Below are 12,950 nucleotides of genomic sequence, written 5' to 3'. Positions count from 1 at the left end.
AGGCCATGAAACAGTTCATCGCCGTATATGCGGTCGCATCGCTGCTCGCTTCGACAGCCTTGTCACAGGAGCAGCCCGCGCTTTCGGCTCGCGTCGCCACGACGCTGACCATTGACGGGCTTTCCTTCAAGGATCTCAATCGCAATGGCAAACTCGATCCTTATGAGGACTGGCGCCTCCCGGCTGCCGGGCGGGCCGCCGATCTCGTCAAGCAGATGACGCTGGAGGAGAAGGCCGGCCTGATGATGCATGGCACGGCTCCCTCTGTCGGTCCCGGTTCCGGCATGGGTGTCGGGACCGAATATGATCTTGCACGTGCCAAGGAGATGATCGACGGGCGCAAGGTCGTGACCTTCATAACGCGATTGGCGGGTGATCCCGCTCGCTTGGCCGAGGAGAACAACAAGCTTCAGGAGATCGCCGAGGCCGGACGGCTCGGTATTCCGGCGACGATCAGCACCGATCCGCGCAATCATTTCCAGTTCGTACTCGGCGCGAGTGTTTCGGCTGGGGGCTTCTCGAAATGGCCGGAGACCCTCGGGTTCGCGGCGATCGGCGACGCTGCGCTCATGCGGCGGTTTGGCGATATTGCCCGTCAGGAGTATCGCGCCGTCGGCATCCAGGAGGCATTGTCTCCCCAGGTCGATCTTGCCAGCGATCCTCGCTGGCCGCGCATCAACGGCACTTTCGGGGAGGATGCGCGCCTTTCGAAATCCATGGCGGAAGCCTATGTCGCCGGGTTCCAGAACGGTGAGAATGGTGTCAACAAAGACAGCGTCGTCGCCGTTGCCAAGCATTGGGTCGGCTATGGCGCGGCAAAGGACGGGTACGACAGCCACAACGCCTATGGCCGCCATGCGACCTTTCCCGGCAACAATTTTGCCGAGCATCTTATCCCTTTCGAGGGCGCCTTCAACGCAAAGGTCGGGGGCGTGATGCCGACATATTCGATCCTGGACGGCGTGACCCTTGACGGCAAGCCGCTGGAGCCGGTGGGCGCAGGATACAGCAAGCAGCTTCTGACCGACCTGCTGCGTGGCCAGTACGGTTTCGATGGTGTCGTTCTCAGCGATTGGCTTATCACCAACGACTGCAAGGGAACTTGCCTGGATGGCGAGAAGCCGGGTGTAAAGCCGACTTTGGACGAGGAAACCTTCGGCATGCCTTGGGGTGTGGAGGATTTGAGCCGCGTCGACCGGTTCGCAAAGGCGGTCAATGCCGGCGTCGATCAGTTTGGTGGCGTCACTTCGTCCGATCTTCTGGTTCAGGCCGTGAAGGAAGGAAAGATCAAAGAACAGCGCATTGATCAATCTGCAACCCGGATATTGATCCAGAAGTTCGAACAAGGCCTGTTCGAAAATCCCTATGTCGATCCCGAAAAGGCGCGCTCAATCGTCGGCAATCCGGCATTTGCGGCAGAGGCGAACGCCGCGCAGGCCAGGGCAATGGTGCTGCTTGACAATAAAGCCAAGCTTTTGCCGGTCCAGAGCGGCAAGAAAGTGTTCCTTTACGGCGTCGATCCAAAAGCGGCGGCCGCCCGAGGCTTTACAGTCGTTGCCACAGCCCGTGAAGCCGATTTCGCGCTGGTGCGACTGAATGCACCCTATCAGCAGCCGCACATGAATTATTTCTTCGGTTCCCGTCAGCAGGAGGGCGATCTTGATTTCAAGGATGGCAATGCTGATTTCGAGGCGTTCAAGCAGACGGCGAAGCAGGTTCCGACGATTGTCTCTGTCTATCTGGCGCGTCCAGCGATCCTCTCCGGAATACGCGAGCCTGCCGCTGCGATCCTCGCTAATTTCGGCGCAAGCGACGCGGCGTTATTCGATGCGATCGAGGGCAAACAGAAAGCGGAAGGTAGGCTGCCTTTCGAACTCCCTTCATCGATGGACGATGCGCGTGCGCAGAAATTGGACGTGCCCCACGACACGGTCAACCCACTGTATCCCATAGGCTTCAGTATGCAGTACTGAACCTGCGAAACGACCAACCTGGTCTTCTAAGGGTGAGCGGAAGCTCGAGTGCCTACGCCGAAACGACGAAGCTGGAGTAAACCTGCCAGTCCGCACCCGTCCTCAAATCGGTCATTCCGTCAGATAAAGTAGATGCTCACTGCCGAGGAATTTCAATCGGATAGCGTTTGCAATATAAGGTCGTTGGTTCCAACCCGTTCAAGGCGAAATACGCGCCAAGGATCGCGCTACGTAGATTCAGCATGTCGATCATTATCTCCAGTGAAGCAGCATCATTTCGACCGCTTGCGACGCGAGGCGGTTATTAACAGCTCGCATCCATCTTCCAGGCCTGCGCCAATGCCTGCGAGTTGATATATTCCGGATGCTCGTCAATTGGCCGTCCCTATCCGTGATGGCGAAGATCCAGTTGTCCTCGAACATCTTGTTAGCCACTTTGAATTTTCCCGTGACTTAGCCGACGACCAGTATTCGGTCACCTTGTGTGACGTATTAGTGGGGTGCTGTGGACGTCCCCATCGCCCTATATGCCGCTCGAGCAATACCGCCGATCCCCTGGTGCCCGAGGTGGATGCCGACCAACAGCCAGTAATCAGCGGGAGGATCCAGCCGATGTCGTTGGCGCCGAGCGCCAACAGGCCTCTCGCTGTCACCGCGAACGATCACGGTCAAAAGGTCTAGATATTGTTGTCGGTCTTCATAGGAGGTTCTCAATTCTGCACGTGATCGGATCATGTCGATCCGATCACACGTTTCGGCGGTGGGGACGCAACTCCGGGCGGCCGAGCTCTATCTTGTAACCTCGAACTACTGGCGCGGCGGTAGTGGCGGAGTGTTGGCCGAGATTGCGCCCTTGTTACGTGCGTCAGCCGCCGCTTCCATCAAAAGCTTCTTGAATTTACGAAGCGGAACCCGATCGGCACGAAGCATAAGCCGGATGAGTGGGTCGTGCAGGACTTCGGATATTGTTAGTTCGTTGCTAGGCATGAGAACTCCCACCATCACCCAACCTTATCAATCGAACCGAACCGTTCGGTGCGATTGATAGAATTGCGTGGTTCGCGCGCATAGGGGATCCGACCGGGATATCGTTCTGGCCAAGCGTGATCCCATAAAAAAATCGAAGAGCACACACGATCTGGTTTAACGATGCCCACGATGTCCCCGTTGACACGAGGTGAACCTGGAAGGTGTGGATCTCGGCAGGACCAAACCGATCGGCCGAAATAGCGGCTGAACTTCCGTACCGCATTAATATAGGATCGTTGGGTCGCCGGGGAGAGATTGCGGATCGTCATATCCTCAATCATCTGGCGGCGAAGAGGGCTCATCTCAGCCATCGGGGCCTCCTGTCTGAAGGGTGGGTTGCAACACAACCATCCTCTCAGCCAGGACGCTCTCCTCAAAGGCCGCCGCAAATCGCCGCGATCAGCGGCTTAGTTCAATCCCTCCTGCCACCGGATTTGCTCCAGTTACCGGGAGGCCGATTGAGGTCGCGTGGGGAAAGAGAGGCTATGTGAGACGCCCCTTCGATGCGGAAGTTGGGCGATGAGCCGTGGTGGCGGCCACAGAACAAAAAACAATATTCCCGTTTCGGTAGTCCTCTGTTAGCGTCGGCCAAAATCGGGGGATTGCCATGAATGATACCGACGGCTCCGCTCCGGCCTCAGAGCCAGCGCGCAACCAAACTACGGCCAAGATGATACCTACTGACGTCAAGCGGAAGGGCCATTTGCTGATCGCCTTTGACGCGGCCCATGAGGATCAATTTGCGGCCCTGATCGATAAACTCGGTGGCAGCCCGCGCCCGTTGGTCTCACGCGACGGAAAGGCGCGAAAATTCATTCTTTCGAATATACGCTATTCGCAATTGGACGAAATTCAAGGCGATTTCTTTTATAAATGGCTTCGTCACAGACCCGAGCCCGAGACCGTTCGCAAGCCCTGTTCCGGAGATTGCTCAGCTAGCGGCAAATGCTTACGCCCGGGGTGCATCTGCCTGAACGGCCGATGCACATGAGGATTTTCCTACAGGCAGTGGCGGGAAGCCTGTTTTTTGTCGTGCTCAGTGCGTGCGGGTATTTTGCCTATTCTCTCTGGCCTAAACTGGGCGCAACGGGACCGGGGGGCAGTCCGGGCCTTGAAGCATACGCGCCCGTCATTCAGGCAGTCCTGACGCCCCTTACATCGCTGATCACCTTGCTGTTTTCATACCTCGTCATCGACAGACAATTTCGCCTCAATTCAGAGATCGAGAAGGTAAAACTAGATCTTGGCGAGCGCTTCAAGCGCGAGTCGGATGCTTATCTTCAGCTTTGGAAAGCCGTTGCTTCTGCTTACCGGACGATTGCAGCGCTGGAGACACGGAAACTAAACGCGGCCGAGAACGACCGGTTAGCGTCTCTGCTGTCGGAGGCAGAGCCATACAGTTTCGTCTTGTCTCATGACGACGAAGCGCGCTTCTACGAATATTTTCAAAAAATCGATAATCTGCGCGCGAGTGCGGTCAAAGCCCCTGGCAACAAAGAGCGTCAAGAGCTCTGGGTGACAAATGCCAAGGACATAGGCACGCACCACGGAGAGATTAGGGAACGTTATAAATCCGCCTACCTCGGGCTGAAAAAACTCCACGATGATTACCCTCACCAGCGAAGACTGGAAAAGCGTCGGACGTCGTCGCGCTGCCGGAGCTGGTTGAGCTCGTCATGGCAAAGCCGCTGTTATCGGCCGGGATGGTGTCAAGTCCCTCGAGGAGAGGCCGCAGGCGGGCGGCGCATCGTGTTGGAACTCGGCCTGCGCGAGATGAAGGGGAGGGGGAGGTTTCGGGCTCGGGGAATTCTATATCGCTTGGCACGGCGCCCCGATGCAGGCCATAACTGCGAACGGCGCCAACTTCAATTGGAGTTTGGCTTTCCTGGAAGACCTTTGCCGACTGCTCAAGCTGTAACTGGCGGACATCGCGCTGGAGGGCTTCAAGCTGTCGTTCGAGCTCCTCGCGTTCTGGTAACTTCGATTTGGTGTTGCGGCGTTTCATGGATGAAGTAGCCTCATGACCGAGCAGCTGATCTTTCCAGTTGTACAACGTCGGCCTGCATACGCCCAGTCGGTCCGCTACTCGTTGGGCTCATTCCTCTTCACTGCAAAGCTCAATGACACCGACTTGTTTCAAATTCTCAGGATAGGCCGGACGCCACGATCGACCGACTATGGATGTCTTCGTTTCTGGAAACGCTTCTCGAACCCATGCCGTCAAGGTTTGTCGACCGGGATAACCCAAGGCTCGCATCGTTGCAGAGATACAGCGATCGTGAGTGCGGTAGTGCTTCTACTCATCAGAATATTTTGGTGTTCGAACCGGATAGCGAACGCACAGATCACGACGCTGCTCGTACTCGCGGTACCACCTGTTTAGAGCATTCTTGGTGGGATAACCCAACTGGCGAATGGTCGCCTTAACCCGCTTGCCAAGCCTGATGCAAAGCTCAATGGCTCGAAGTCTGTCGCAATAGGAATACATGAACTACCTCCTGGTGGTCCAAGTTTTCGTCCGCACTCCCAAGGGGTGAATGTTCGATGCTGTTTGACAGTCGCGGCAGATCGATGTCATCCTCGTGACCGAGCTTTCTCGATGGGGGTCGCTTAACGATCGACCTCCTCAACACGCTGCGCGAACTGGAAAGCTGGAGAGTCTCCGTCACCGCCATGAACGGGATGGCATTCGATTTGTCGTCTCCACATGGCCGCATGCTGGCGACATTTCTGTCCGGCATCGCTGAATTCGAACGCGATCTCATCAGCGAACGGGTTAAATCCGGTCTGGCAGCGGCGAAGGCGCGAGGCAAAAAGCTAGGTCGTCGGACCGGCGAGCGGCCGAAATCAGACCGGTTCGCACCAAAAGTCATCGCGTTGATCGCGGAAGGCCGAAGCTACCGCTGGATCGCTCGCGATCTGGGAATCAGCAAGAATACCGTCACCAACATCGTGCAGCTACAACGGACTGAAGAATCTAGACTTTGCAGTCAAGCATCCATTGAACCCCGTACCGATCGGTGAGCTTGCCATAGTAGCTCCCCCAAGGCTGCATCGCGAGGGGCGTCGTTACCTTTCCGCCGACAGCGAGTTTTGTAAATAATCTGTCGGTGCTGTCACGATTGCCCATGATGAGAATGTGGGACGAACCTCGCATCGGCTCAGCATCGTGATTATCCGAGGCGAAGAACAGAATTCCCGGCCCCTCGAAGCGGGCATGCATTACCTTGCCCTGCATCGCTTCGCTGGCGATTGGAATGCCGTGATCTCCATGCCGCATGAGCGTTGTTACCTGACCAAGGCCGCATTCCGTGTAGAATGTAAGCGCAGCCTCGCACTGCGTAGTGAAGAAGAGATAGTTGGCTAGCTGCATTTCATAGGCTCCTGTCGATTGCCGGGCCGACTAACCCGGCAATCCTGGATATTTGTCCGATGGGGTTAGGCGGCGGAGGCGGTAATGGCTTCTACGAGATCGGCATTATCGTAGCTGCGCCCTGCGATCCCCCAGGCTCCCTCGGGCGCGTAGACGATGTTCGACCAGATGTATTCGCGCCTGAGCTGACCTCCTGCGGCTCGCTCGACCACATCTGTTGCCCTCTCGATAAACACTCTCTTCGCCTCCGATGTCGCCAGCGCGATCTCGGGGAGTTTCAGCTCAACGAAAGCCGCCTCAACTGGCTTGCCGGCAGCAAGAATGTGTTCTTTGGGAAGCACGTTGATCGAGCCGACGACATTGGCGGTCATGAACGCGTTTCCGCTGAGGCCGGCGATTTCAATGACGGCTTCAGTCAGCCCTGCGAAGGCCTCGGCCTGCGCGGCAGGCGATAGTAGACCCTCTGGTATGGTCAGCGTGATGGGCATGGTTCTCTCCTTGTTTAACGTGTGTCCAGACGTGATATATACTGGGTACTCTCTATCGATACACACTGATCGCTCTCTATGCAATGATAAAGAGTGACCTCTCTTAAAGGAATCCATATGCGCTACAGCGTCGAGCATAAGAACCAGACACGGTCGAAGGTCATCTCAGCAGCCGGACAGGTGTTCCGCAAGGAAGGCTACGGCGGCGCAGGCATTGACGCGCTAACAAAGGCAGCGGGCGTAACAAACGGCGCATTCTATGGGCACTTTAGATCCAAGAGCGAAGCATTCCGTACCGCCGTCGTTGCAGGACTGGAAGAATTGCGGCAGGGGATCGCGACGCTTAGGACCGAACAACCGCAGGGCTGGCTAGAGACGTTCGTAGGCTACTATCTGGGCTATAAGCGAACATGCGATCTCAGCGAAAGCTGTGCGCTGCCGAGCCTGTCCGCAGATGTAATGCGCACCGATAACGAAACCAGACGTGTCTACACAGAAGAACTGGAGCATCTTATCGCGGAAATCGCTGCCGGTCTGCCAGAAGGCCCTTTGTCGCGTTCGGCGGGAACCCCGCGAGAAGATCAGGCAATCCTATTGCTCACCCAGCTTACCGGCGGCCTCACGCTTGCTCGGGCCGTATCGGACCCGGTCCTATCCGAGAAGATAGCCAAGCTTGTAGCGTTGGAAGCGATACGTTCCGTCTATTGATCTAGCGTCATATTGGGGCCAACGCTGACCGAAGCTTAGGATGTCATTTCGCCCCCAGCCGGAACCGACCCCAACCAGTCAGAATCATGCTGAGATGAATATGGTCTTCTGCTTGACGGAATAATAGTCGATGTGACCGAAGGCCCAATACCCCGATCGAGACGAGAAAGACCCAGACAATAGCGCGCCCTAACATGTGGAGTTTTGATGAACACTTCAAACCAAAGGATAAGCGACGCAAGTCAGACTCTTGAAATCATCGCCTTCCGACCACACGATTAGGAATTTTGCGCGCGCACGACGTCCATCCGCGAGATCCGCGGATGGGGTCCCGCTACACCAATCCCGCATGCACCCTCCTATTGCCGAACCTTCATCAAGGTTAAGCTATGCGCCTGAGCGAATGGATTGGACATATCGATCGCTAAACTCGCTCAAGGTGCCCCCTAAGGGTTTCGACGAAGCGCTCCGCGCTCTCTTTATGGGGAACCCCGGGCTGTATTACAAAATATGGGTTCGGTGCGACCACCTCAATGTTGAGCAACTTCACTAACGTGCCGCGGCGGAGATCGTCTGCGCAAAGTATTGATGTTCCCACTGCAACGCCACATCCGTCTCTTGCGGCTTGCAGGGATGCGGCGGCGTTCGGAAAGTAGACCTGTTGTGCGAATTGCACTGTCTGTGCAGAAGCCATGCTAAGCAGGCGCATCCAGTCCGCGCCCTGATCGGCATGCAACGCGATACAACGCCCCAGATCCATCGGAGTGCTAATATCCCACTCGTACCGCAATTCCGGGCGGCATACCGGAAAATACATTTCATCCCGGAGAATAGCCACTCGCGCACCGGGTACTGGGCGCTCACCATAGGAAACTATTACATCCATGCTGTCATCGGCCATGCCGATCGGAAAAATTCGCACTGTCATAAGTGGGTATTGTTGACAGAAAGACTTTATCACCGTCGAGAGGCGTGAACCAGCTAGGGCTGGAGCGCACGCTATTCGCAGTTCGCCGTCCATTCCGGAATCCGACGACAACGATTGACAGGCTCGTTCCATCTCATGGAAGACTTGGCTCAGTCTATTATACAAAGACGACCCGGCAGATGTCAGAGTGAGCGTCCGCTTGCTACGGATAACAAGCTTTTCACCCAATTCCTGTTCTAGCTGTCTAATTTGATACCGGATTGCGCCATCGGTCACATTGAGATGGGCGGCAGCCCCTGCGACTCCGCCTCTCCGGGCCAGCTCGTGAAAGGTCTTCAGACCAGTTAAGTTCAACATTTGGCCTCCTGAATGCGAATTATTTGCACGAAAAAGAGCAATTTTATTCGCTTGCGTCAAATTACTTCGCGGCTAATCTTCTTGTTAGAACACGGTCGCCTTCACGCCCAAGCGCGGGAATGGAATACGTGCGGATTGTGGAGCAGGGCGCTTGCTCAGCCTATCAGCCGCAAAATTCCCAACCTGAGTGTGATTTTCAGCCGCGATATCCCGGTGGGACGAGCAGCAGCGCTCTGCCCGAAGATCGTCATTTTACCGCCTGCGTGGCGCGGAGGATTGATACTATGGTGAAAATGGCAATTGAGGTCGGAGGCACGTTCACAGATCTCATCTGGATCGAGGACGATATCGTTCGCAGCCATAAGGTCCCTTCCACGCCACATGACGCATCGATTGGCGTATTAGACGGTCTCAACACAGCTCTTGACGGAAGTCTGTCGGGACTGGAGCAGCTCTTTCACGGTTCGACCGTCGCAACGAATGCAGTCATCGAGAGAAAGGGCTGCAAGACAGCATTGCTGACGACCGCTGGCTTCAAGGACATTCTGCTTCTGCAGCGGCAGTTGCGTTCGAATGTCTACGCCATCGAATGTCATAAGCCCGAGCCGCTGGTTCCGCTAAATCTAAGCATTGAGGCCAACGAACGCGTAGACGCGCTCGGCCGGACCATTACGCCGCTGGACGAGAACGCCCTTATCGCGACGCTGGATCTCTTGCTCGAAAAGGAAAGGCCGGAGGCATTGGCCGTCTGCCTGCTCCACGCCTATCGCAGCCCAAAACACGAGCAGCGCATTCGTGAAATTATCGCTAAACGGATGCCGGACCTGCCTGTCGTACTTTCCTCGGATGTTTTGCCGACATTCCGCGAATACGAACGCGCTTCGACCACTGCAATGGCCGCCTATCTGGTCCCGCTTGTCGGACGTTATCTCGAACGGCTCGAGCAACACCTCGAATCGGGAGCGCCCGGCAGCAATCTCTTCGTCATGCAGTCTTCGGGCGGGGTACTCCCAAGCACCGGCTCGCATGCGCGTGGCGTGGAGATGCTCAACTCCGGTCCCGCAGCTGGCGTCATCGGCGCTGTGCGGATGGCCGAGGCGGTCGGTGACAAGGATGTCATCACGCTCGACGTCGGCGGCACAAGCGCCGACATCTGCCTCATTGCAGGCGGCGCACCCGGTATTACCTCCGAGACAGAAGTGGACGGCTTGCCCGTCGGTCTTCCGAGCATCGATATCGCCAACATCGGTGCGGGCGGCGGCAGCCTTGGCTGGATCGACGCCGGCGGCATGTTGCAGGTCGGGCCGCGTTCGGCGGGCGCCCGCCCGGGGCCGGCCTGCTACGGCCATGGCGGCGAGGTTCCCGCGCTGACTGACGCCCTGGTGGAATTGGGCTGGATTCGTCCCGAACGATTTCTCGGCGGCCGTATGACGCTTTATCCCGAGCGCGCCACAGCGGCGCTGCAGACGCTTGGCGCCGAAAGGGGCGAATCGGCTTCGGCCATGGCTCAGGCGATGATCGACATAAGCGTCGCCCATGTCAGCCAGGGCGTTCGACTGGTGTCGGTGCAACGCGGCCACGACCCGAAGGGCTATGCGATCTACGCCTACGGCGGCATGGGACCGATGATCGGGGCGCTCGCCGCCACCGAACTCAAGGTTAACCGTGTCGTAGTGCCGCCCTATCCGGGACTGTTCTCGGCGCTCGGGCTCCTCGTGGCGGACCTCAAGCGAATTTACCGCGAAACGAACCTGATGCGCGTCACCGACAGCGTCGCAGACGACGTTAGCGCTGCCTTCGCGCGCATCCGGCAGCAGGCCGAGACAGAGTTTGCAGCATTCGGTCGCAAGCCTGAAGAGATCCTCTTCGAACACGAACTCGAAATGCGGTTTGTCGGTCAGGGTTATGAATTGCTCTCGAATGTCGAGCTCGACCGGCTTCAGCGCGAAGGCAAGGCTTACGTTCTTGCGCTTTTCAAGGCGACCCACGAAACCCGCTATGGCGCCGTGGCATCCATGGGCGAAGTCGAACTTGTGACGTTCAGATTGACGGCCTCGGTGGCCACGGACAGCGACGTCATGACGTCGCTCACCCGCCCTGCCGCCGTGACCACGGATCCGCAGCCGACGGTCAGCGGGGAAATCAGTTTCGCCGGTTCGGCAGTGGCCTGCCAGTATTTTTGGCGCGCCGATCTTGTGCAGGGGACCACTATCACAGGGGCAGCAGTTATCGAGGAGCCGACTGCTACAACGCTGGTTCCGCCGGGTTGGACCGCCACGGTCGACCATACCGGTGCCCTCATCCTGACAAGCGAGGCATAAGCAATGTCCGAGAAACTCAACGCCGCAACCTTCAACATCATCAGCAACGGGCTGCACGGAATTGCTCAGGAAATGGGCGAAAAGCTCGTGCGTTCCGCCTATTCGACGATCATCCGCGAGGCACGGGACTGCTCGACGTCATTCCTTGACCGCGATGGCAGGATCATCGCCCAGGCGCAGTTTTGCCCGATCCACATGAACTCCTTCGGCAAGGTCTTCGAGGCCTTTGCCAACAAGTTCGATCTGTCGACCATCCAGCCGGATGAGGGCTTGATGACCAACGACCCCTATAGCGGTGCGCAGCATCTCAACGACATCATTCTGTTCACCCCCGTCTTCTACCGTGACAAGCTGGTCGCCTTCAGCGCGTCTTTGGGACACCATATCGATACCGGCGGTGGTGCCGCCGGCCCGAATGCGGGCGCGAGCGACGTCTATTCTGAAGGGCTTCGCATCCCGCTGACCCGTTTCAATGTTCACAGGGATCTCGGAGACGGTCTGCTAGAGCAGTTCATCCGTATCAATGTGCGCCCGCCGAATGAGGTGATGGGCGACATCTATGCGCAGTTCGCCGCCAACCGCACCGGCGAAGGGCGCTTTATCGAAATGCTCGAACGGTTCGGCGAAGAAACGGTTCTTGCCGGCGCGTCAGAGTTGCAGGACTACTCGGAGCGTCTGGCGCGAGAAGCCATAAGAGCGATCCCCGACGGCATCTACGAAGCTGAGGATTTCGTCGATGACAACGGATTCACCCAGGATCCCCTACGCGTCGCCGTCAAGATCAAGGTCGATGGCGACTCCCTTGAACTCGATTTTACGGGAAGCGCCGCACAGACCAAGGGGATAATCAACTCGCCGCTTGCCGCGACGATTTCGGCGGCCTATGGCGCAATCGGGATTTTGCTCGGCGGCGGGCGCATTCCTGTCAACGATGGCCTCTACAGGCCCATCCGCGCAATTCACGTGCCCTATGGAAGCTTCCTCAATCCAAGCGAGCCGCGTGCCGTGCGGGCCCGCAACAATGCCTGCCATCGCGTTTACAACGTCATCATGCTGGCCATGTCCGAGGTTGTGCCGAACCAGGTTCTGGCTTCCGGCCACGATACCACCAACGCAATTGGTATGGGTCACATGTCGCCTGACGGCTATCGTGTCTACATGGAGGTCGTGGGCGGCGGTTGGGGAGCCTCCGCAGGTGCCGATGGTGCCGACGTGGTGGATGGCTATGTTGGTAATTGTTCGAATGTGCCGGTGGAATCGTTGGAAACGGATTATCCGTTTATGCGCATTGAGGAATATTCGCTTCGGCGGGGCTCGGCAGGCGCTGGCGAGCGTCGCGGCGGCCTCGGCGCCCGGCGCGTCTACCGGATTCTCGCTGACGATGTCATGTTCAACTCCTATTCAGACCGTTTTAAGGTTGCGCCCTGGGGCCTGTTTGGCGGCCAGAGTGGCGACTACTCACGTTTCACGGTCGAACGGGACGGAGAGTTCCTCAAGCTTCCTTCCAAGGGAAATACCGAACTGCTCAAGGGAGACCGTCTAATCATCGAGACGGCGGGTGGTGGCGGCTATGGCGATCCCAGGAAGAGAAACCGGGCTTTGCTTGAACGGGAAATTGCTCAAGGTTTGCTGACCGCGGAAGAGGGAGCAGAGAACTACGGACTTTCATGACATCAACTTTGGGCCTGGGACGCTAGAATCCCAGGCTGTAAAAAAGGGGAACATAAGCATGACAAGAATGAGTGCAGCTTTTCGGCTTGCCGCTGCGGCAGG

Annotated in this window: 10 protein-coding genes and 4 pseudogenes; 8 read left to right on the top strand and 6 right to left on the bottom strand. The window is 57.3% G+C overall.

What is annotated here, in order from left to right; all coding sequences use genetic code 11:
* Nucleotides 1-5 precede the first annotated feature (5 nt).
* Complete coding sequence (locus HGP17_RS11175) at nt 6-1,973, top strand: glycoside hydrolase family 3 N-terminal domain-containing protein (RefSeq protein ID WP_168808825.1); 1,968 nt, start codon at nt 6-8, stop codon at nt 1,971-1,973.
* 807 nt (nt 1,974-2,780) lie between these two features.
* On the opposite strand, the gene HGP17_RS34010 is transcribed toward HGP17_RS11175, so the two are convergent.
* Together HGP17_RS34010 and HGP17_RS33590 are read right to left on the bottom strand one after the other, a co-directional pair.
* Nucleotides 2,781-2,960 carry a hypothetical protein gene (locus tag HGP17_RS34010; RefSeq protein ID WP_348648914.1) on the bottom strand — a complete coding sequence of 60 codons (180 nt, stop codon included), beginning with the start codon at nt 2,958-2,960 and terminating at the stop codon, nt 2,781-2,783.
* Nucleotides 2,961-3,025: 65 nt separating this feature from the next.
* Nucleotides 3,026-3,313: pseudogene (locus tag HGP17_RS33590) on the bottom strand (phage integrase N-terminal SAM-like domain-containing protein); the annotation flags it as partial.
* Between the two features lie 296 nt (nt 3,314-3,609).
* Here HGP17_RS33590 and HGP17_RS11165 point away from each other — a divergent pair.
* A complete protein-coding gene (locus HGP17_RS11165; RefSeq protein ID WP_168808823.1) occupies nt 3,610-3,993 on the top strand; it encodes a hypothetical protein in 384 nt (127 codons plus the stop codon).
* Between the two features lie 626 nt (nt 3,994-4,619).
* Nucleotides 4,620-4,814 (top strand): annotated as a pseudogene (locus HGP17_RS11160) (helix-turn-helix domain-containing protein); the annotation flags it as partial.
* Nucleotides 4,815-4,908: 94 nt separating this feature from the next.
* Here the strand turns inward: HGP17_RS11160 and HGP17_RS11155 are convergent.
* Nucleotides 4,909-5,490: pseudogene (locus HGP17_RS11155) on the bottom strand (IS3 family transposase); the annotation flags it as partial.
* A gap of 128 nt (nt 5,491-5,618) precedes the next feature.
* Here HGP17_RS11155 and HGP17_RS11150 point away from each other — a divergent pair.
* Entirely contained in the window at nt 5,619-6,026 is a 408-nt protein-coding gene (locus tag HGP17_RS11150; protein ID WP_348648925.1) for a recombinase family protein, read from the top strand.
* On the opposite strand, the gene HGP17_RS11145 is transcribed toward HGP17_RS11150, so the two are convergent.
* Together HGP17_RS11145 and HGP17_RS11140 are read right to left on the bottom strand one after the other, a co-directional pair.
* On the bottom strand, nt 5,980-6,375 hold the full coding sequence (locus tag HGP17_RS11145; protein WP_168808821.1) for a VOC family protein: 396 nt from the start codon (nt 6,373-6,375) through the stop codon (nt 5,980-5,982). The genes HGP17_RS11150 and HGP17_RS11145 overlap by 47 nt on opposite strands.
* 65 nt (nt 6,376-6,440) lie before the next feature.
* On the bottom strand, nt 6,441-6,863 hold the full coding sequence (locus HGP17_RS11140; RefSeq protein WP_168808819.1) for a Tautomerase enzyme: 423 nt from the start codon (nt 6,861-6,863) through the stop codon (nt 6,441-6,443).
* A 117-nt stretch (nt 6,864-6,980) separates the two neighbouring features.
* Here HGP17_RS11140 and HGP17_RS11135 point away from each other — a divergent pair, with 117 nt between their 5' ends.
* Entirely contained in the window at nt 6,981-7,571 is a 591-nt protein-coding gene (locus HGP17_RS11135) for a TetR/AcrR family transcriptional regulator (protein WP_168808817.1), read from the top strand.
* 207 nt (nt 7,572-7,778) lie between these two features.
* A pseudogene (locus HGP17_RS11130) lies at nt 7,779-7,931 on the top strand (chemotaxis protein CheW); the annotation flags it as partial.
* 64 nt (nt 7,932-7,995) lie between these two features.
* Here the strand turns inward: HGP17_RS11130 and HGP17_RS11125 are convergent.
* Nucleotides 7,996-8,856, bottom strand: a complete 861-nt coding sequence (locus HGP17_RS11125; RefSeq protein WP_168808815.1) for a LysR substrate-binding domain-containing protein — start codon at nt 8,854-8,856, stop codon at nt 7,996-7,998.
* A 284-nt stretch (nt 8,857-9,140) separates the two neighbouring features.
* On the opposite strand from HGP17_RS11125, the gene HGP17_RS11120 reads away from it, so the two are divergent.
* Nucleotides 9,141-11,177, top strand: a complete 2,037-nt coding sequence (locus HGP17_RS11120) for a hydantoinase/oxoprolinase family protein (protein ID WP_168808813.1) — start codon at nt 9,141-9,143, stop codon at nt 11,175-11,177.
* Between the two features lie 3 nt (nt 11,178-11,180).
* Complete coding sequence (locus tag HGP17_RS11115) at nt 11,181-12,848, top strand: hydantoinase B/oxoprolinase family protein (RefSeq protein ID WP_168808811.1); 1,668 nt, start codon at nt 11,181-11,183, stop codon at nt 12,846-12,848.
* The last annotated feature ends 102 nt before the right edge of the window (nt 12,849-12,950 follow it).

It is taken from the genome of Rhizobium sp. P38BS-XIX (genome assembly GCF_012641435.1).
Taxonomy (GTDB): Bacteria; Pseudomonadota; Alphaproteobacteria; order Rhizobiales; family Rhizobiaceae; genus Rhizobium.
The sequence above is the reverse complement of the archived record's forward strand: the minus strand, read 5'-3'. Positions and strand labels throughout refer to the sequence as shown.

Bases quoted from the DNA above. Each gene is read 5' to 3' on its own strand.
- HGP17_RS11175 (WP_168808825.1), top strand. From the start codon at position 6: ATGAAACAGTTCATCGCCGTATATGCGGTCGCATCGCTGCTCGCTTCG.
- HGP17_RS34010 (WP_348648914.1), bottom strand. From the start codon at position 2,960: ATGCCTAGCAACGAACTAACAATATCCGAAGTCCTGCACGACCCACTC.
- HGP17_RS11165 (WP_168808823.1), top strand. From the start codon at position 3,610: ATGAATGATACCGACGGCTCCGCTCCGGCCTCAGAGCCAGCGCGCAAC.
- HGP17_RS11145 (WP_168808821.1), bottom strand. From the start codon at position 6,375: ATGCAGCTAGCCAACTATCTCTTCTTCACTACGCAGTGCGAGGCTGCG.
- HGP17_RS11140 (WP_168808819.1), bottom strand. From the start codon at position 6,863: ATGCCCATCACGCTGACCATACCAGAGGGTCTACTATCGCCTGCCGCG.
- HGP17_RS11135 (WP_168808817.1), top strand. From the start codon at position 6,981: ATGCGCTACAGCGTCGAGCATAAGAACCAGACACGGTCGAAGGTCATC.
- HGP17_RS11125 (WP_168808815.1), bottom strand. From the start codon at position 8,856: ATGTTGAACTTAACTGGTCTGAAGACCTTTCACGAGCTGGCCCGGAGA.
- HGP17_RS11120 (WP_168808813.1), top strand. From the start codon at position 9,141: ATGGTGAAAATGGCAATTGAGGTCGGAGGCACGTTCACAGATCTCATC.
- HGP17_RS11115 (WP_168808811.1), top strand. From the start codon at position 11,181: ATGTCCGAGAAACTCAACGCCGCAACCTTCAACATCATCAGCAACGGG.